Annotated in this window: 17 protein-coding genes; 10 read left to right on the top strand and 7 right to left on the bottom strand. The window is 52.3% G+C overall.

What is annotated here, in order from left to right:
* Positions 1-42: 42 nt before the first annotated feature.
* Together AC3CB2_RS02380 and AC3CB2_RS02385 are read right to left on the bottom strand one after the other, a co-directional pair.
* The gene (locus AC3CB2_RS02380; protein WP_352931129.1) at positions 43-381 is read right to left on the bottom strand and encodes a hypothetical protein; all 339 of its coding nucleotides are present in this window, start codon (positions 379-381) and stop codon (positions 43-45) included.
* A gap of 372 nt (positions 382-753) precedes the next feature.
* Positions 754-2,238, bottom strand: coding sequence for a DUF1963 domain-containing protein (locus AC3CB2_RS02385; RefSeq protein WP_352931127.1), 1,485 nt, complete (start codon positions 2,236-2,238; stop codon positions 754-756).
* 320 nt (positions 2,239-2,558) lie between these two features.
* Here AC3CB2_RS02385 and AC3CB2_RS02390 point away from each other — a divergent pair, with 320 nt between their 5' ends.
* From AC3CB2_RS02390 to AC3CB2_RS02400, 3 genes are all read left to right on the top strand, one after another.
* Entirely contained in the window at positions 2,559-3,191 is a 633-nt protein-coding gene (locus tag AC3CB2_RS02390; protein WP_352931125.1) for a hypothetical protein, read from the top strand.
* Positions 3,192-3,303: 112 nt separating this feature from the next.
* Positions 3,304-3,990, top strand: a complete 687-nt coding sequence (locus AC3CB2_RS02395; protein WP_008549642.1) for a potassium channel family protein — start codon at positions 3,304-3,306, stop codon at positions 3,988-3,990.
* 213 nt (positions 3,991-4,203) lie between these two features.
* On the top strand, positions 4,204-4,524 hold the full coding sequence (locus AC3CB2_RS02400; protein WP_008549612.1) for a carboxymuconolactone decarboxylase family protein: 321 nt from the start codon (positions 4,204-4,206) through the stop codon (positions 4,522-4,524).
* A gap of 163 nt (positions 4,525-4,687) precedes the next feature.
* Here the strand turns inward: AC3CB2_RS02400 and AC3CB2_RS02405 are convergent, their stop codons facing one another.
* Positions 4,688-6,502, bottom strand: a complete 1,815-nt coding sequence (locus AC3CB2_RS02405; protein WP_352931123.1) for an ABC-F family ATP-binding cassette domain-containing protein — start codon at positions 6,500-6,502, stop codon at positions 4,688-4,690.
* 385 nt (positions 6,503-6,887) lie between these two features.
* Between AC3CB2_RS02405 and AC3CB2_RS02410 the strand changes: the two genes are divergently transcribed.
* From AC3CB2_RS02410 to AC3CB2_RS02425, 4 genes are all read left to right on the top strand, one after another.
* Positions 6,888-8,474, top strand: a complete 1,587-nt coding sequence (locus tag AC3CB2_RS02410; RefSeq protein ID WP_008549809.1) for a peptide ABC transporter substrate-binding protein — start codon at positions 6,888-6,890, stop codon at positions 8,472-8,474.
* A gap of 105 nt (positions 8,475-8,579) precedes the next feature.
* Complete coding sequence (gene oppB / locus AC3CB2_RS02415; RefSeq protein ID WP_008549535.1) at positions 8,580-9,503, top strand: oligopeptide ABC transporter permease OppB; 924 nt, start codon at positions 8,580-8,582, stop codon at positions 9,501-9,503.
* An 11-nt stretch (positions 9,504-9,514) separates the two neighbouring features.
* Positions 9,515-10,642, top strand: a complete 1,128-nt coding sequence (locus AC3CB2_RS02420) for an ABC transporter permease subunit (protein WP_014285051.1) — start codon at positions 9,515-9,517, stop codon at positions 10,640-10,642.
* Between the two features lie 9 nt (positions 10,643-10,651).
* Positions 10,652-12,262 (top strand): ABC transporter ATP-binding protein, encoded by a 1,611-nt coding sequence (locus tag AC3CB2_RS02425; protein WP_083416550.1) that lies wholly within the window; start codon positions 10,652-10,654, stop codon positions 12,260-12,262.
* 76 nt (positions 12,263-12,338) lie between these two features.
* Here the strand turns inward: AC3CB2_RS02425 and AC3CB2_RS02430 are convergent, their stop codons facing one another.
* Positions 12,339-12,785, bottom strand: coding sequence for a DUF2000 domain-containing protein (locus tag AC3CB2_RS02430; RefSeq protein ID WP_352931766.1), 447 nt, complete (start codon positions 12,783-12,785; stop codon positions 12,339-12,341).
* A gap of 140 nt (positions 12,786-12,925) precedes the next feature.
* On the opposite strand from AC3CB2_RS02430, the gene AC3CB2_RS02435 reads away from it, so the two are divergent.
* On the top strand, positions 12,926-13,420 hold the full coding sequence (locus AC3CB2_RS02435; protein ID WP_352931120.1) for an Lrp/AsnC family transcriptional regulator: 495 nt from the start codon (positions 12,926-12,928) through the stop codon (positions 13,418-13,420).
* A gap of 40 nt (positions 13,421-13,460) precedes the next feature.
* Here the strand turns inward: AC3CB2_RS02435 and AC3CB2_RS02440 are convergent, their stop codons facing one another.
* Positions 13,461-14,528: a dipeptidase gene (locus AC3CB2_RS02440; protein WP_352931118.1), complete on the bottom strand. Its 1,068-nt coding sequence runs from the start codon at positions 14,526-14,528 to the stop codon at positions 13,461-13,463.
* Between the two features lie 198 nt (positions 14,529-14,726).
* Here AC3CB2_RS02440 and AC3CB2_RS02445 point away from each other — a divergent pair, with 198 nt between their 5' ends.
* Positions 14,727-15,041: a cupin domain-containing protein gene (locus AC3CB2_RS02445; protein ID WP_352931116.1), complete on the top strand. Its 315-nt coding sequence runs from the start codon at positions 14,727-14,729 to the stop codon at positions 15,039-15,041.
* A 51-nt stretch (positions 15,042-15,092) separates the two neighbouring features.
* Here the strand turns inward: AC3CB2_RS02445 and trhA are convergent, their stop codons facing one another.
* Complete coding sequence (gene trhA, locus AC3CB2_RS02450) at positions 15,093-15,737, bottom strand: PAQR family membrane homeostasis protein TrhA (RefSeq protein WP_352931114.1); 645 nt, start codon at positions 15,735-15,737, stop codon at positions 15,093-15,095.
* A gap of 378 nt (positions 15,738-16,115) precedes the next feature.
* On the opposite strand from trhA, the gene AC3CB2_RS02455 reads away from it, so the two are divergent.
* A complete protein-coding gene (locus AC3CB2_RS02455; RefSeq protein WP_352931112.1) occupies positions 16,116-17,582 on the top strand; it encodes a helicase HerA domain-containing protein in 1,467 nt (488 codons plus the stop codon).
* A 7-nt stretch (positions 17,583-17,589) separates the two neighbouring features.
* On the opposite strand, the gene AC3CB2_RS02460 is transcribed toward AC3CB2_RS02455, so the two are convergent.
* Entirely contained in the window at positions 17,590-18,453 is an 864-nt protein-coding gene (locus AC3CB2_RS02460; protein WP_352931764.1) for a hypothetical protein, read from the bottom strand.
* Between the last annotated feature and the right edge of the window lie 3 nt (positions 18,454-18,456).

Raw genomic sequence — 18,456 nt, forward strand, 5'->3', positions numbered from 1 at the left:
GATGATCGCATGATCACTAAAAAAGCCGATTGCCTGAGAGCGTCAGGAACCGGCTTTGTCTGGAAACGGCACTGTTGTGCTTTTGGGCTGCGGATGAGCGACCTGCTCCCGGGCGTACTCCTGAAAACTGCTGGCAGTGTTCGAGGAGGAGTACGCCTCAAAAATATGTCCGCAGCTTTTTTGAAGCGCTTCCAAGCGGTCGCGGAAGGCATAGTGCAAAGTGAACAAAGCATCTCGCTCACAGCTGTCCTGCATCCGCTCGCTCAGCAACAGCTGTTGCATATAGGCAAGGTTCTGCAAATCAGATGCAGCGACGATCACTTCGTCAATTTCATTTTGGAAAGTATTTGTGGCGCGACATGCGCAGGCGGAACTGGTCATTTCAATGCCCCTTGTATACGGCAGTTGAAGATCCGCACATCAGAAGGGCTTGTGACGGCCCACTGGCGAGCGGGAGGTTCACAACCTGATACAAGGCAGGCAGGCTTATTCCTTCCCGAAGGAAGTGTTGTATTCACCGTCCTCCCGCTCATAGCAAAGGGTTTGCGCCCTTCCAGAAAAAAGGCACAAAAAATCCGCTAGTTACGGGAGCGGTAACCGCTTGTATAGAGGTTGTGAAGCCTCACACATGAATGTGGAATGAAACACCCAACTTGTCAAATCGGCACTTCTGCCAAGGGTGTGGATTGCGAGATTGCCGGGAGCCTTTCAACGGGAGATTGGCGCTGAAGAAAAGGTTGTCACAACTGTTCATCAAGCTCCCTCGAACTCTGCTTCGACTTGTGAAAAATTGTTGTTTGAGAGATGAGTCGGATTAATCCAGAAGTAATACGCCCCTCCATCACCCCAATGCCAGTTCATCGCAACATCAGTTACAATCTGCATGAGGAGCAGTTCATCTGCCTGTCTGTCGAATGGGTCTGTTTGTATTCCATCATGAAATCCCCCCATTCGGTGAGGTCGACCTTCATCGAGTTGCCGCCACCAAGGTTCGAAATATTGTCTAACTGCAGTGGGTACGAGATGGTGAAATTTTGGATCTGTGTAATACTGAGTTACGTACTCCCAAAGATCAGAGTTTCTTGGCATGAATAATGTCCAATAAGAGTGATTGAACTCAAAGAGGTCAATTGTGTAATTGCCGCGAGAAACCCTACGCTGACCTACCTGCCAGGAAGAGTGCTTGTGTTTTTTTAAGCGTTTTTTGAGAGAAGACCAATTATTTGCTGGCAGATCATCATCTAGATCTTTTTCAGATAGCTTCTGTATTTCAGTTGATAGTAAATCGATACCTACCTCGCACCATTCCTGTTTTCGATACTGAGATAGTAGTAAATAGTTAGTAATTTTTCTTACGTTGGGATATTTTTCTATGAACTCAATTTGACGAGTCAGTAAATCTCGACGTAATGTCGCTCGTTTCAGTTCAGCTTGTATCTTTAGGGAGTTATCAACTTGAGATTTTGGGGTACCTGATTGGGCAATAATCTCTTTTACCTTCGCTAACTCCATCTTCATTTCTTTGAGAAAGCTTTGGTCTTTAATCTTCTGCTCGACATGCTCGGGTAATGAAATTTCTTCGACTTCGCTGATATACCTTCGCTCGAGGTTTGCCTTGATTTTTTCTAAGACCGAAACTGCCATCCGGTTTGTAAAAGGCTCAGGAACTTCTGGGTAGTGCTCGTTAAGTATTGAGGATCCCCCGTATAACACTTGAGCAAAATTTGTAGGCGTAGTTCGAGTATATCCTCCAACCTTTGTTGTTTGATTTGGGAACACGATAAGATCGACTGGCCATCGTCTCCAAACGGGCGGTATCTGTTCTCCTGTAAGTAAGTTTTTATATCTTCCTCCTGAATAGTCGCCAGTATCGACAGGACCTAAATCTTCTGGAAGCTGGCGTATGGAGCCGAGCTCTCGTGTATGCAAGATCTTAAAAGAGTCTGGAGTGCGCGGTAAACTCTCATTGGGGTGTAGAAAGAACAAAAGCCACCCCTCTCTCGGTCCGAGACCTCCCCACAAGTTCTTGGGTAAATCTTGGCAGCAGATTTGAGCGAGAAAGTGAAGTGGAACCTCACCTGCCTCAGGTTCTTCATGTGATACCGAGCGCGGCCATTGCACATCTTCCGGCATCATTGGCTGCCCACCTAACCAAGAGCGCGGTGCTTCATCAAAACGTGGAGGAATTTGGCGACGTAAAACTACTGTGACGTTTTCGGTGCTTTTAAAAGAGTTCATTCCCAGCGGGTTCCCATAATACATAATTAATATGCAGGTAGCATAATACCATGAGTTGTACATGTGGTGGAGTGCTCTTTAAAAGGTGTGCGTTAGCTTGACTTTGAAGTGGGAACTCTCGCGCCAATAAAACGTAATCGACTTAACGTTTAGGCTGGCAAGGTGCGGTTGGAAAATTGTCTTAGGAAATCTCTAATATGAAGCCAGATTTTGGTGCGAGATAGGTGTCTGGAACACTAGCTCTTGAATATTGGTTGCACAGGCGATGAACAAAACGGTGTGTGTTTTCGTGAGGTGAGATCTTGAATAATCCGATAGTTATGACAGTTCGCGATATTTCTAAGCTCGTTGAAGGAGCTCCAATTAAATCAGAACTTTTGGTCTATGTCCTTGCATTATGGGTATTTCAGCAATGCGAAGATATGTCAGGATATTGGCCAGATAAGTTGGTACCTAATGACCGCGCAGTTTGTAATCATGGTGAAGACAATTGGACTGGCGATGTGTGTGATGTCTTAGCCAAGTTGGGAGTGATGGAACCATCACATATGTCACACACCTTCATTACATCATGGCGTCCTTGGCATCCACTTGCTGTCAATTTTGATAGTACTGCTGTGTCTGACAATGAGTTGATTGCAGCTGTTTATTATACCAAGTATCAATTTGAACAGCGAGATGCCATGAAGCTTTGTCATCGGCCATTTCGTTTATCTGAGGAAGTTCAGTCTGTCCCTCATTTTAATTTACCTGAAGCATTGAGTAGGAAAGCTGACGAGATGTATATGCTTTGGGTGGGGCGGGTTGTGTCCACATTATTTTTAAAGCTTGGGCTAGCAAGCTTTGACAATGTAAATGGTTTCAAATTGGTCAACTCCATCGACCCGCTGAATGCTTTTGTCTACGAAGCCTTTATTGATTATGATGCATCGAAACTAGCGTTTCGGAATTGAAGTAAACTTCCCCCTCCCAAAAACCATGGGCTACCCCACCCTCAGGATTTCCCATTTTTTAGCAGTCATTTGCGAAAATTGACCGTAAATAACGAAGAACCTGGGGCTACCGGTGCGGTCGAAGCGGTTGAAGGATCTGTTTAATCATCGGGTTGAGGTGTTTCTCTTCAGCCAGATGATGCTCATGTTCGGGTCATTGATCCTGCCGGGGCAGACGCTGGAAGCCCATGTGTTCAGCGCGTTTTACATCTTCAACATCGCCACCGGTATGCTGATCACACTCAAGAAGACGCAGTTCTTCCGGCTGGTGGCTGTCCTGCTGGGCTGCTCGCTGGTGCTGGCGTTTCTGGATACGCCCATCTTCCCAACAATTGACCCGCTGGTCCCGCAGATCGCCATCTACTTTGCCTTTCATGCGGTGGTCGCCATTGTGCTGATTGACGAAATGCTGGTCACACAAGAAGAAAACTACCGGGTCGTACTGGGCGTGCTCAGCGGCTACATCTCCATCGGCATGGTCTCGTTCTTTCTCTTTATACTTATAGAGCACATGCACCCGGGTTCCTTCAAAGGCCTGCCCATTGAAAACATAGAGACCCGCTCGCAGGAAGAAGCGCTCATGTACGCCGCCTTCATCACCCTGATGACCATCGGTTACGGCGACATCGTGCCCTTAACGCCTATCGCCCGAAAAGCCGCCATGATTGTTGGGCTGGCAGGACAGTTCTACATGGTCGTGCTCACCGCAATCATTGTCGGCAAGTTCCTGAAGTTCAGACAGCCGCGCAAGAAAGATTGAACTGCCGGACGCCCACCACAAAACAGCGCCCGCGGCCTCTTCGAGAATAGCGCCTGCGGCCTCTTCAAAAATAGCGCCCGCGGCCTCTTCAAAAATAAAGAGTGAAAGCGACCCATCTGATCCTGATTAAAGCTGAACGGGTTTCATCGGCAGTTATTAAGCGCAGCCTGTTTTAATTGCCGGGAAACACCTGAGCCAACCGGAAGGTCGCCCATGCCAATGTTCTCCATGGACAATATGCGCAAGCTGAAGAAGTTCAATTCTTTGGCCACCGGGAAATCATGGAAGATGTTTATCGCCTTCAATGCGGAGGCCATGTCTGACGGTGCGATTTCCAAAAAGAACAAGCAGCTCATTTCACTCGCCGCCGCCCTCACCACCCAGTGCCCGTATTGCATCGAGATCCACCGCGAGAACGCCAAGGTCTGTGGCGCCACCGATGCAGAGCTCGCCGAAGTGGTTTTCATCGCTGCGGCCATCCGCGCAAGCAGCGCTATCACCCATGGTACGCACCTGATTGACCACGATGAGTAAGCCCGCGCAGGGGGATAAGGTCTGATCGGGTACTACGTGACCGTTTCGGGAAGAACGCAGAAATTCCCTGAAGAACGCAATTGAACGCACAAAACAACGCAACGCAAAAAAAGGCTCCGGATCGCTCCGAAGCCTTTTGAAATACTCTATTGATAAGAGAGAGTTAGCCCTCGTCGGCCAGCATCTCCAGCTCCAGCCACTCTTCTTCCAGCGCGCCAAGCTCCTCCTGAAACTTCCCGATCGCGTTCGTCACTTTATGAAAACGATCCGGATTGGTGGAAAACAGGTTCGGGTCTTCTAACTCCTTCTGAGCCTTAGCAATTTTCGCTTCCAGCTTTTCCATCTCACCCGGAATGGCTTTCAGACGGTGCGCCTGCGTGAAATTGAGGCCAGACTTCTTATCCTCCTTCTTCGCAGCAACAGGAGCAGGGGACTTATCCTCCTTCGCCGGCTTACCGGCTTTGGCCGCTTTACGCGCCTGCACCCCTTCACCGCGCTGGCGGACCATATCGGTGTAACCGCCCGCATACTCACCCCAGTTGCCGCTCTCATCTTCCATGGTGATCACGCTGGTACAAATGCGATCAAGGAAATCACGGTCGTGGCTCACGAGCAGAACAGTGCCGGGATAATCAGAAATCAGCTCCTGCAACAGGTCCAGCGTTTCAAGGTCCAGATCGTTGGTCGGCTCATCGAGCACCATCAGATTGGAAGGCGCAGCCAGTGCACGCGCCAGCAACAAGCGTCCCCGTTCCCCACCAGAAAGCACACGCACAGGGGTACGCGCTTGCTCCGGCTTGAACAGGAAGTCCTTGAGATAACTCATGACATGCTTGGAGGTGTCGCCCAGAATAACCATGTCCCCGCTGCCACCTGTCATGGCGTTGACGAGCGTGTCATTCGGGTCAAGCTTCTCGCGCTTCTGGTCCAGCGTGATCATCTGCAGGTTGGCACCAAGGCGCACAGTGCCCGTATCCGGAGCCAGCTCACCGGTCAGCATTTTGAGCAAGGTGGTCTTGCCAGCACCGTTCGGCCCCACAAAGCCGATCCGGTCTCCGCGCAAAATGCGGGTGGAGAAATTCTTGACGATCGGGCGCTCTTCGTAGGTCTTGCCGACGCCCTTGGCTTCAGAAACCAGCTTGCCGGAGATATCCCCCTCAGTGGCAGCCATCTTCACGGTGCCCTGCGGGCCCTTATGCTCCTTGCGCTTCTGACGCAGCTCAGCCAACTCCCGCACCCGGCGCATGTTCCGCTTACGACGCGCCGTCACGCCATAAACCATCCAATGCTCTTCCTGCCGGATCTTCTCGTTCAGCCTCGCCTGCTCTTTTTCTTCCTCTTCAAAGACCTTGTCCCGCCACTCTTCAAACTTGGCAAACCCCTGGTCCATACGGCGGGAGATCCCCCTGTCGATCCAGTAGGTTACGCGAGACAGGTTTTCCAGAAAGCGACGGTCGTGCGAGATCAGAACAATGGCAGACTTCATCTGCTTCAGCTCAGATTCCAGCCATTCAATCACGGGAAGGTCCAGATGGTTGGTCGGCTCATCCAGCAGCAAAATGTCCGGCTCCGGCGCCAGCGCCCGCGCAATCGCCGCCCGTTTTGCCTCCCCACCAGAAAGCGTCGCCGGATCTTCATCCCCGGTCAGGCCCAAAATCTCCAATAAGTATTTTGCCCGGTATTGATCATCGCCCGGTGCCAGTCCACCTTCTGCGTAGGCAAGCACGGTTGGATACCCCGAAAGGTCAGGCTCTTGCGGCAGGTAGCGAATTGTCCTCCCTGGCTGCAAAAAGTACTCCCCCTTATCCGGCTCTGTGAGCCCGGCGGCAATTTTCAGCAGTGTCGACTTGCCAGACCCGTTCCGACCAACTAAGCAGATCCGCTCGCCTTCCCCGACTTGCAACTCTGCACCCGAAAGAAGAGGGGTCGTCCCAAAGTTAAGGTGTATGTCTCGCACATGAAGAAGCGGTGGTGCCATTAAGCCAGTCTTTCCAGATTCCTGAAGCAGCGCATTTCAACGCTAGGAGTAGATTTGTTGCTAGTGCTCTACCACAAATGAGCCGAGGTTAAAGTTTTTTGCCACGCCTGTGAAAAAATGGGGGCGACAAACCTCGAGCGTCATAGTGACGCGATTGGAAAAGATTCAGCAACGGAACTTGAAATAAAAGTTCGCATTTGAGCTAAGTTTAGAAATAATAATTCCATAAACGTTTATTATTCAAATAAGAGATTAAAATAATCTCCGATTGCGAGGAAATTTTGATCCCTCGACACTTGCTATAATAACGCAACAGTGAAATGTTGCTGCGAACTGCCAGTCTCCAAATCTGGCGGAATGTAACTTGAGGAGAGGGGAGATCTGTATGATCAAGTCCATTCGTATGTCAGCGCTAGCTGCAGCTCTTGTAGCTGCTACTTCGCTATCTGCTGCGGCTGAAACCGTTTACAACCGTGGTAACTCCGCTGACCCGGAAACTCTTGACCAGCATAAGACATCTACTACCTACGAAGCTCACATCCTGCGTGATCTTTACGAAGGTCTTGTTGCTTACAACGCGAAGGGCGAAATCATCCCTGGCGCGGCGGCAAGCTGGACTGTTTCTGACGATGGTCTGACATACACATTCAAGATGCGTGACGACGCGAAATGGTCAAACGGCGACCCAGTTCTTGCTGGTGACTTCGTTTACTCTCTGCGCCGCATCATGAACCCAATGACCGGTGCGAAATACGCAAACGTTCTCTATCCAATCCTGAATTCCGAAGCCGTTAACAAAGGCGACATGGAAGGTGAGAAGCTCGGCGTTAAAGCAATTGATGACAAGACCCTTGAAATCAAGCTGCACGCTCCAACACCTTACTTCATCCAGCTTCTGGCGCACCAGTCCGGTCTTCCAGTACACCCTGCATCCGTTGAAAAGTACGGTTCTGACTTCGTTAAGCCAGAAAACATCGTAACCAACGGCGCATTCGTACTGTCCAGCTTCGTTCCTAACGATGCAGTGACCGCAGTTAAGAACCCACACTTCCATGATGCAGCAAACGTTGCTCTGGACAAAGTTAAGTTCTACCCAACTGAAGACCGTGGCGCAGCTCTTCGTCGCTTCCAGGCTGGCGAACTGGACACCAACAACGACGCTCCACTGGAGCAGATCGAATTCATCCGTAGTGAGCTGGGCGACCAGTTCAAAGTAGCGCCTTACCTGGGCACCTACTACTACGCGCTGAACCACGAATCCGAAGCTATGAAAGACCCTGATGTACGTCAGGCTCTGTCCATGGCAATCGACCGTGAGTTCCTGGCAGAAGACATCTGGGGCGGCACCATGGTTGCTGCATACTCCCTCGTGCCTCCAGGAATCGATAACTACGGCGAACCAGCATACTCTTCCTGGGCAGAAACTGACCTGCTCGACCGTGAAGAAGAAGCTAAGAAAATTCTTGAGTCCAAAGGTTACAACGAGAGCAACCCTCTGAAGGTTGAAATCCGTTACAACACCTCTGAGAACCACAAGAACACTGCTGTTGCGATCGCAGACATGTGGAAGCCTCTTGGCGTTGAAGTGTCCATGCTGAACACTGACACCAAGACCCACTACGCACACCTGCGTGACCGTGGTGATTTCGACGTTGCTCGTGCAGGTTGGATCGGTGACTACTCCGACCCACAGAACTTCCTGTTCATGACCGAAAGCGACAACACCGGCTTCAACTACGCTCGCTACGAAAACCCTGAGTACGATGCACTCATGGACGAAGCAGCAGTAACTGTTGACCTTGAAAAGCGCGCAGAAATCCTGAAGAAAGCTGAAACTATCTTCATGCGTGACCTGCCATTCCTGCCTTTGATGTACTACGGCTCCAAGAACCTTGTTTCCGATAAGGTTTCTGGTTTCGAATCCAACCTGTTGGACGTGCATCCAAGCCGCTTCGTCAAGATTAACAAGTAATCTTTAACGCGACAGAAAATGCCAGTCATGCAGGATAGCTCATGGCTGGCATTTTTGTGAACTATCGGTAAATAAAAACGATAAACAACTGGAGAAGCAAGGCCCATGTTACGCTATGTCCTGAGCAGATTGCTCAGCGCGATACCGACCTTGTTCTTGATCATTACCATTTCCTTCTTCCTTATGCGCGTAGCGCCAGGTGGCCCGTTCGATCTGGAACGTCCGCTGGAAGCAAAGGTCATGGAGAACCTGAACAAGATTTACAATTTGGACAAACCTCTTTGGGAACAGTACCTCATTTATCTCAAGAGCGTATTGTCCGGTGATTTTGGTCCAAGTTTCTTCTTCCGAGATTTCTCGATCAATGAACTTTTCGCCCAAAGTCTTCCAATCTCCATGCAGCTCGGTCTTTCCGCACTGGCACTTGCCTTGGCTGTTGGTGGGTTTTTGGGGGTTATCGCAGCACTACGCCAGAATAAAGGCGTCGACTACTCTGTGATGGCCGTTGCGACACTCGGGGTGACCATCCCGAACTTTGTTGTGGCACCAATTCTGACACTCATATTGGGTGTTCATTATGGCTGGCTTCCTGTTGGGGGCTGGGGCGGGGGCGCCTTCGTCAACATGGTTCTGCCTGTCGTAACACTGGCTCTTCCGCAGATTGCTGTTGTTGCACGCCTGACCCGTGGTTCCATGATCGAAGCACTGCGTTCCAACCACGTCCGTACTGCACGCGCCTACGGCCTTTCCGGATACACCGTCGTTGTCGTTCACGCTCTGCGTGGCGCGATCCTGCCGGTTGTTTCCTACCTCGGCCCTGCAGCTGCAGCTCTGCTGACTGGTTCCGTGGTTATCGAAACCATCTTCGGTATTCCGGGCATTGGACGTTACTTCGTACAGGGCGCTCTGAACCGTGACTACACACTCGTTATGGGTACCGTAGTGGTCGTCGCCTGTTTCGTCATTATCTTCAACCTCATCGTGGATCTGCTTTACGCAATGCTTGATCCTCGCGTGCGTTTTGACTGAGGACGTAGTTTATGAGTGTTACCTCCGACCAGCTGACAGAAGCCCCAAAAATGGGCCGCTCGCTGTGGGATGACGCCCGTGATCGTCTTCTCGCAAACAAAGCAGCAGTGACCTCTTTGATCGTGCTGGCAGTGATCACACTGCTGTCCATCATTGGCCCAATGCTGTCTCCGCACCCATATGATCAGGTTTATCGCGACTACGTGAAGACACCTGCGAGCCTGGAAGCTTATCCGAAGCAAGATGAGATCCAGCCAGCTTTTGAAAAGATCGTAAAGCGCGCTCGTATGACCGTCGAAAGCTATGAGCTGACCGATGGCAAGGTGACTGCAACCGTCACATCCCGCCGTAAGCTGGATGAACGGTACGCACGTTACTTCGACCGTTCCGACCTGTTCGAAAGCGCTGCAATCACCAACATCTCTGCTGACAAGAAGAGCGCAACTGTAACTGCTGATATTCAGTACATGCACTTCTACTTCGGTACCGATGCAAACGGCCGTGACATGCTCACCCGTACGTTGATTGCAGGTCGTGTGTCCCTGACCATCGGTCTGCTGGCAACCTTCGTTGCGATCAGCATCGGCGTGTTCTGGGGGGCAGCTTCCGGTTACTTCGGCGGCAAAGTCGATCTGGTGATGATGCGTGTGGTAGACATCCTCTACTCACTGCCATTCATCTTCTTCGTGATCATGCTTGTTGTGTTCTTTGGACGTAACTTCATCTTGATGTTCATCGCCGTGGGCGCGGTGGAATGGCTGGATATGGCGCGTATTGTTCGCGGTCAGACCCTGTCTATCAAACGTCAGGAATACGTTCAGGCAGCAGAAGCTATGGGTGTTGAAGGTGGCGGTATTCTGAAGCGTCACATCATTCCAAACACTCTTGGCCCAGTGGTTGTTTACATGACCTTGCTGGTACCAAAAGTGATCCTGCTGGAAAGCTTCCTGTCCTTCCTGGGCCTTGGTGTTCAGGAACCAATGACCTCTTGGGGTGTGTTGATCTCCGAAGGTGCGCGTAACCTGCAAGGTGCAGCTTGGATGCTGGTGTTCCCGGCAATCTTCCTCACCTCAACATTGTTCGCGCTGAACTTCATCGGCGACGGTCTGCGCGATGCGCTTGACCCTAAGGATCGATAAGAGGGCAGAATGAGCAAGATTAACGAAAACACTGTTCTCGAAATCGACAACCTGAAAGTTGATTTCGAAACCAACACCGGCATGGTTCACGCGGTTAAAGGCGTGAACATCCACGTGGATTCCGGCGAGACCGTCGCAATTGTGGGTGAATCTGGTTCTGGTAAATCCCAGACCATGATGGCAGCCATGGGTCTGTTGGCAGGCAACGGCATCACTCATGGTGAAGTCCGTTACCGTGGCAACAACATCCTCGGCTCCTCCATTCGCAAGCTCAACAAGATCCGTGGTGCAAAAGTCACCATGATCTTCCAGGAGCCGATGACCTCTCTGGATCCGCTTTACACCATCGAGCGTCAGCTCTGTGAGCCTATGGTTGAGCACGGTGAGTACACCTGGGCAACCGCGAAGAAACGCGCGGTTGAACTGCTCGAACTCGTTGGCATTCCTGAGCCAGCTCGTAAGGTGAAAGCATACCCATACGAGATGTCTGGCGGTCAGCGTCAGCGTGTCATGATCGCAATGGCGCTCGCAAACGATCCGGATATCCTGATCGCAGACGAGCCAACCACTGCGCTCGACGTGACCACGCAGGCTCAAATTCTTGAGCTGATGGCAGACCTTCAGAAACGCCTCGGCATGGCAGTTGTGTTCATCACCCACGATCTGGGTATCGTTGAGCGCATCTCCGACCGTGTGTACGTGATGAAGTCTGGTGAAGTTGTTGAAGAGGGCAACACCAAAGAGATCTTTGGTAACCCACAACACGACTACACCAAGATGCTGCTGGATGCAGAGCCAACCGGTTCTAAAGCTGTTGTACCTGATAGCAACCCGATTGTTCTGGATGCAAAGGACGTGCGCGTTGAGTTTGAAACCGAAACAGGTTTCCTCAAGCCAAACCACGTTCTGCGCGCTGTAAACGACATTTCCATGGAAGTGCGTGAGGGCCAGACCCTCGGTATCGTGGGTGAATCCGGTTCCGGTAAGTCCACTCTGGGCCGTGCTGTGCTTCAGCTTCTGCCAACCGCAGGTGGTCGTGTTGTTTACCTCGGTAACGACATCACCGGTGCAACCAAAAAGAAGATGCAGCCGCTTCGTAAAGAAATGCAGCTGATCTTCCAGGATCCATTCGGTTCCCTGTCTCCGCGTATGACCGTGGGCCAGATCATCACCGAAGGTCTGCTGGTGCACGAGCCTCAGCTCTCAGCGAAAGAGCGTGATCAACGGGCGATCCAGGCGCTTGAAGAAGTGTCCATGGATCCGGCAATGCGCAACCGTTACCCACACGAGTTCTCCGGTGGTCAGCGTCAGCGTATCGCGATTGCACGCACTATGATCCTCAATCCAAAGCTTGTTGTACTGGACGAACCAACCTCCGCATTGGACCGTACCGTACAGAAGCAGGTGGTGGAGCTTCTGCGTAATCTACAGAAAGAGCATGGTCTGACCTATCTCTTCATCTCACACGATCTGGCAGTGGTTCGCGCCATGTCCGACACCGTGATGGTGATGCAGAAAGGTGAAGTGGTTGAAAAGGGACTAGCAGAAGAGATCTTCTCCAGCCCGAAAGAAGACTACACCAAAGAATTGCTTGCAGCGGCGGCTCTGAAGCCAGCATAAGCTAGACAATCAGAGCTTCTGAAATAAGAAAACCCCGGTGCCATGCGCCGGGGTTTTTGCTTTAATCCTCTGAGGTTTACCTCAGCAGCTGTAATGACCCAACCAGTGATCGCACCAGTTTGCTGGGGCCACAAAGCCCGATCCCATCGATCTTCTCGCTCTTAAGGGCCTGTGTCGGCACCAGCGCTTCATAGTCTGCGAACGTATGAATGGATCTGGCAAAAGCAGGAAAGACAACCAGTGTCATCTCATCAAGGCGTGCAGCAGACTTCTCCAGGACCACGCGCATCTGATCGCCATTGGCCTGAAGAATGGGCACAGGACGATCTGCACTGTTCTTGAAAGATGCGCCGTCGCCGTCTGTGAGGGTGACACCACCAAGCCCTGCATTCTCAGTTCCGATCCCGACAGATATGGCGCCCACAGTGTTGGCGAGCAAGCCAACGGGCAAGTCAGGATCCACCACAACAGCAAGCCGCAAATCCTGCTCACCTCGCAACGGTTGCTTTTCGATTTGACTCATAAACATACTACCTCCTGTTCACAGGATAGTATCTGGACGAGTAGAGGCGATCTGATCTATTTTGACCGGTAATGAGTATCAAATCGGTAGGGTCTACCTGTATCTGCATCTAATTAGGTGGTTTCTACCTGAAATGGAGAATGTCGTTGGCGAAGAATGCAACGCAAAAGCAGGCTGTTCAGTTAGATGCCGCAGATAAGAAGATCCTGCGAGTTCTTCAGAAGGAAGGGCGTCTCTCCAACACAGAGCTTGCCGAAAAGGTTGGTATGTCCACATCGCCGTGTTGGAGGCGTGTCAGACGGCTGGAACAGGAAGGTGTGATCAGCGACTACTCAGCTCGGTTGGATCGCCGAACCCTCGGCTTTGGTGTACTTGTCATTGTCACCATCCAGATTGATGCACACAATGTGGAACAAGCCGTCGAGTTTGAAGAAGCAGTGCTGAAGCTTGAGCAGGTCATTGCCTGCTATTCTGTCGGTGGCGGAGTGGACTTCGTGCTTCAGGTTGTCTGTGAGGACCTGGACGCTTATGCAGAGTTCTCCATGAACACTCTGCGGCGCTTGCCGGGCATCAAAGCCATGGAGAGCAACTTTGTGCTGAAGGAACTAAAACCGCTCACCGGATGGCCAATCTAAGCGCACGCTTGTTAGAAAGGCCATCCACTATGAGTTTTGCTTAAATCCCAGCGCGCTCCAGCACACTGATCCAGTTTTTGTGAGCAATCTTGGCGATAAGCTCTTCACCGAAATCAGCCTTGCGGAATGCATTGATCAGGTTGGGCAGGCCAGCCACATCCTTGATGTCCTTGGCAACCAGACAACCGTCATAATCAGAGCCAAGAGCAACCCCGTCTTCACCCAGTTTGTTGATCAGGTAGTCTGCATGGCGCAGGATCACATCCAGTGGCATATCCGGGTTGAGCTGACCGTCAGGGCGCAGGAAGAACACAGCGAAGTTGATGCCCACCAGACCTTTGGATTCCGCAATCGCATCCAGCTGCTTGTCCGTTAGGTTGCGGCTCATCGGGCAGATCTTGAATACGTTGGAGTGGCTCGCCACGATAGGCTTGTCAGTGATCTTCGCCAGATCCCAGAAGCCCTTTTCGTTCAGGTGAGAAACGTCAAGCTGAATGCCACGCTGATTACACTGACGCACCAGCTCCTTGCCAACTTCAGTCAGGCCCGGACCAATGTCTGGACTATGCTCAAACTCCATCGGCACGCCATAGCCGAAGATCGTCTCACGGCTCCATACAGGACCAATAGAGCGAAGCCCGCGCTCATAAAGTAGCTCAAGAGCTTCAAAGTCCTTATCGATGCACTCAGCCCCTTCAACATGAAGCACCATGGCCAGTTGATCCGCATCCATCGCTTCCTTGATAGCACCGGTAGACCGGCAGATCTTCACCGCACCGTCGCCCTTTGCCTCCAGGTCTTCAGCGATATCCAGAAGCTTCAGCGTATATTCCAACGCTTCCTTCTGTGGCACCGTTTTGAAGTGCTCAGGGCTCTTGAAGTCGACCTCTTCACCTTCCTTCGGCTTGGCTCTGACAGATGGGGTGAACATGGCAAACAAACCACCGGCAAACCCGCCTTTACGCGCGCGCGGAAGATCAATGTGATCGTAGCTGGCCTCCTCAAAGAAACTGCGTTCCTTCGGCGTCTGAGACCGGCGCTCCAGTGAGAGGAGCGTATCGTTGTGGCCATCAAAGACCGGAACAAGGTTCGGGGCAGTATCTGTCATGAAGAACTCCGGGAAATAGAAATATCACTATGAAAAATGCCAATGCTGAAACACAGCTGGGATCTACGCAAACCCAGGGCTTCTGGCAGAAAGCTAGGTCACATTGGCGGAATTTGAAACTACACTGTTAAATATTAAACCCTTAAAATCAATAGGATGACTCCAACTTTCTGAGTGGTTTTGAGAGGGGAAGGCGCAATGACAACGATTATCAGAGGCTCTGACTTTACGGCAGACAAGGCGTGGGGTGCACAGCTCATCGCCAACATGAACGGCATCACAACGCGCCTGCATTGGATCGATAAACCATACAAATGGCACATCAACGACGGAGAGGAGGTCTTCGTGGTTCTGGATGGTACAGTTGAGATGAAGTACCGGCAGGAGGGAGAAGAACTCATCGCAATAATGCAGCCGGGAGACATCTTTTTCGCCGCTATCGGCACAGAACATGTTGCCCATCCGCAGGGCGAAGCGCGTGTGCTGGTGGTGGAGACGGAGGGAAGTGTCTGAACCAGCAGACAGGGAAGGGGCATGGCCCCTCCCACAAAGGATCACGGGGTGTTAAGCCAGTCCGGGCAGAGCCACATCCACCATGATCATGGCAAAGTGACAGGCCGCAGCAGAAAGCACGAAACCATGCCAGATGGCGTTCTGGAACGGCAGGTTTTTCCAGATGTAAAACAGTGTCCCAACAGTGTAGAGGCCGCCGCCGGTCACCAGCAGCGTAAAGCCAGCGACGGAAAGCTCGTTGTAAATCGGCACAACAGCGAAGAAACCAACCCAGCCCATCGCCAGATAAATCGGCACAGCAAGCTTATCCAACTGCCGCATACGCAGGATCTTGATGGCCGCTCCCGCAATGGCGCAAACCCAGATGCCAACCAGCATGGAGATGCCAAGCCATCCGCCCAGCACCATCAGGCACAGCGGCGTGTAAGTGCCTGCAATCAGGAAGTAAATCGCGGAGTGGTCCAGGCGGCGGAGCAGACCCAGCTTGTTGTCTTTTTCAAGGATGTTGTAGGTCGCAGAACAAATCAGCATGGCCAGAAGTGTGGCTGTATAAACGTAAATGCTGATTTGGCGGGCATAGTCGTCAGCCGCCCACAAAACCATCACAAAGGCAGTGGTAGCAGCTGCGCCAAAGGCAATTCCCAAAACATGGATCACGCCATCAGCCACTTTTTCCGCGTAGGTCTCTATTCTCATGCGCAGGCTGTCCCCCCGAATGCACCCGAACTATGTTGAACTACATAATGCCGCCCTTAGCATCTCAACTCAACTGAAACTACTGTGCAAACTGGTCAATATATGGGCATTTGACAGAGCAGGGCGGGTTGCCCCTTGGAAATCGGGCATATCCAATTGCCTCCATCCTTCAGATGTGGCATTGGCTCTCAGGACTTTACTGCCAATATTGCGCTGGTCTGATGGCCGCACCGACCACTTGTGGGAAAGCAAAAGAACGCGACTGCGGGCTTTGCTATTTCCGCAAGAATCATGGATTTTGGTGCGCCTCCCAGCACTCCGATATTGCCGGAACCACGGTTAATCACTGCCTTGAAACGGCACAACAAGAGATTTTGAATGACGGTCAGCATCGAAATGGGTGTCACTCCCCATGGTACCTCCAGTGTTGTCGATCTTGAAGAATTGCTTGCCACGCGACTGCTCGTCCAGGGGAACTCCGGCTCGGGTAAATCGCACTTGCTGCGTCGCCTTATGGAACAGAGCGCGCCTTGGGTTCAGCAGGTTGTGATCGATCCGGAAGGGGACTTCGTGTCGCTGGCTGATGAGTTCGGACACGTGGTGATTGAAGCGACCATGAATGATCGTGAACTCACCATGATCGCCGCCCGCGTGCGCCAGCACCGCATCTCTGTAGTGCTCAATCTGGAGCATCTGGAGCCGGACAAACAGCTCAAAGCTGCTGCGGCTTTCATGAACGGCCTGTTCGATTCCGACCGTCAGTATTGGTATCCTGTCCTTGTCGTGGTGGACGAAGCACAGCTCTTCGCACCTGCCGCCTCGGGTGACTTCGGTGAAGAAGCACGTCGTCTTTCCCTGATGGCGATGACCAACCTCATGTGTCGTGGCCGTAAGCGTGGTCTGGCTGGCATCATCGCAACCCAGCGTCTGGCGAAGCTCGCCAAGAACGTGGCGGCGGAAGCTTCCAACTTCCTGATGGGCCGTACCTTCCTTGACATCGATATGGCCCGTGCATCGGACCTTTTGGGTATGGATCGCCGTCAGGCAGAACAGTTCCGAAATCTGGAACGTGGCCAGTTCATCTCCCTCGGCCCTGCCATGACCCGCCGTCCGCAAAAAGTGGTGATCGGTGAAGTTGTCACCGGCAGCCGTGGTGGTTCTCCAAAGCTGATGCCAATGCCTAGCCAGCCCGTTGAAACCGCGGCTGAACTGATCTTCACCGCGTCTGACAATGATCCGGTGCTGCACAACAACCGCGTGGCTGCGCCTTCCGCAAAGGATGTAATGTTGCAGCTCTCCCAGACCGCTGCCAGCAACATGCAGGCGCAACATAGAGAGGTGGTTGAAGCCGAGCCGGAAGACCTCTTCAATTTGGAAGAAAAGAACCAGCAATATCAGGAAATCATCGCCAAGATCCTCGAAGATCCGGAAGCGGCCTTCGCGCCGGTTTCCCAGCTCTATCAGGATTTCCAGGTCCGCTGCCGCATTGAGCGCCTGAAGTCTCAGGACCTCGCCAAGTTCCGCAAACTTCTCTCCGTCGCCCGCGCTGGCGTGGACAAGAAGGAAGTGGAAGAGGGCGACTGGCAGCAGGCGGAGGTCATCGCTGGACAGCTTCCGGAAGAAATGCGCGGCGTCTATCTGCTGCTGGCAAAAGCCGCGTTTGCAGACGAGCCATGCCCGGAAGATCTGGAGATCGCAAAAGCCTACGGCACCCGCTCACCGGGCCGCGCTCGCTGGCTGCTCACCCATATGGAAGAGCAGGGTTTCATCATCTGTGCGAGTGATCTGCGCGGAAACCGTATTGTGACGCTGCCGGACATCGGCAAGCAAACTGCAACCAAATAAGCTGGGTCTAGCGGCCATCCGGCAAGGAATGGCCGCCCACAGGGCCTTCGATCTCATCAAAGAAGGTGGTCTCAGTGCTGCGCGAGCAGGTCGAGCACAAATGCGGTTTGGACGGCAGAACATACTTCAGGCAGCAGGCTTTGCGGCGCGGCGCATACTCAATCCGCCCCTCATGTTCGCGCTGTCGCCAGACAATCCCGCCATTGATCTTCTTCCCAAGGCTCGCCAGATAGGCCCGCATGATGCTGGCCACATCAGTGGGCTTGGCCCCGTGACGCCGCAGCACTAGAAACGGTGATGTGATCGAGATGGCAACGGTAGAATAAAATACTGAAGGCGCCACCTTCCGTCGGCCCAGCTCACGGTGGAAGACCTGAATGATTTCTTCAAGGCAAATGGAAAGCGCAAACAGCTCCGCCGGACCTTGATCCGGGTTCAGCTCAAAATCTTCTTCTGAAAGACGCGGGTCAAAGAACACCTCAACCCAAGGCCCTTTGCCATGCAGCACGAAACGCAGCTCATCAATGCGTGGAGCTCTTCCGGTCAGCAAGTAGGTCACGGAAATCCGGTTGAGCAACGTCTGACACATGGTTTTCAGAGCAAGACTGGCTGCAATCTTGGTGGTTGGGGCCCCCCGATCTTCCTTGATGAAGTCGATCATGTGTTTGGCAACCAGAGCAAAGTTGCTGTCAAAGCCAGAAAACTCACGCAGTTCCGCCGCCACCACGTGCTCAGTAGGCGCAGTGATTGCCCGCGCTGAAACCAGCTCGCCCCCATCAGGATGAGCAGCAGCAATCAGCCCAGAAAAGCGCGCCGGAATGCCCGCATGCTCTGAGGTGGGAATATCTGTAGGTGGAAGACCGGTAGACACAGC

The sequence above is a fragment of the Pseudovibrio sp. SCP20 genome (assembly GCF_057774105.1).

Bases quoted from the DNA above. Each gene is read 5' to 3' on its own strand.
- AC3CB2_RS02430 (WP_352931766.1), bottom strand. From the start codon at position 12,785: ATGAGTCAAATCGAAAAGCAACCGTTGCGAGGTGAGCAGGATTTGCGG.
- AC3CB2_RS02445 (WP_352931116.1), top strand. From the start codon at position 14,727: ATGACAACGATTATCAGAGGCTCTGACTTTACGGCAGACAAGGCGTGG.
- oppB (WP_008549535.1), top strand. From the start codon at position 8,580: ATGTTACGCTATGTCCTGAGCAGATTGCTCAGCGCGATACCGACCTTG.
- AC3CB2_RS02400 (WP_008549612.1), top strand. From the start codon at position 4,204: ATGCCAATGTTCTCCATGGACAATATGCGCAAGCTGAAGAAGTTCAAT.
- AC3CB2_RS02420 (WP_014285051.1), top strand. From the start codon at position 9,515: ATGAGTGTTACCTCCGACCAGCTGACAGAAGCCCCAAAAATGGGCCGC.
- AC3CB2_RS02435 (WP_352931120.1), top strand. From the start codon at position 12,926: ATGTCGTTGGCGAAGAATGCAACGCAAAAGCAGGCTGTTCAGTTAGAT.
- trhA (WP_352931114.1), bottom strand. From the start codon at position 15,737: ATGAGAATAGAGACCTACGCGGAAAAAGTGGCTGATGGCGTGATCCAT.
- AC3CB2_RS02440 (WP_352931118.1), bottom strand. From the start codon at position 14,528: ATGACAGATACTGCCCCGAACCTTGTTCCGGTCTTTGATGGCCACAAC.
- AC3CB2_RS02455 (WP_352931112.1), top strand. From the start codon at position 16,116: ATGACGGTCAGCATCGAAATGGGTGTCACTCCCCATGGTACCTCCAGT.
- AC3CB2_RS02425 (WP_083416550.1), top strand. From the start codon at position 10,652: ATGAGCAAGATTAACGAAAACACTGTTCTCGAAATCGACAACCTGAAA.
- AC3CB2_RS02410 (WP_008549809.1), top strand. From the start codon at position 6,888: ATGATCAAGTCCATTCGTATGTCAGCGCTAGCTGCAGCTCTTGTAGCT.
- AC3CB2_RS02405 (WP_352931123.1), bottom strand. From the start codon at position 6,502: ATGGCACCACCGCTTCTTCATGTGCGAGACATACACCTTAACTTTGGG.
- AC3CB2_RS02385 (WP_352931127.1), bottom strand. From the start codon at position 2,238: ATGAACTCTTTTAAAAGCACCGAAAACGTCACAGTAGTTTTACGTCGC.
- AC3CB2_RS02380 (WP_352931129.1), bottom strand. From the start codon at position 381: ATGACCAGTTCCGCCTGCGCATGTCGCGCCACAAATACTTTCCAAAAT.
- AC3CB2_RS02390 (WP_352931125.1), top strand. From the start codon at position 2,559: ATGACAGTTCGCGATATTTCTAAGCTCGTTGAAGGAGCTCCAATTAAA.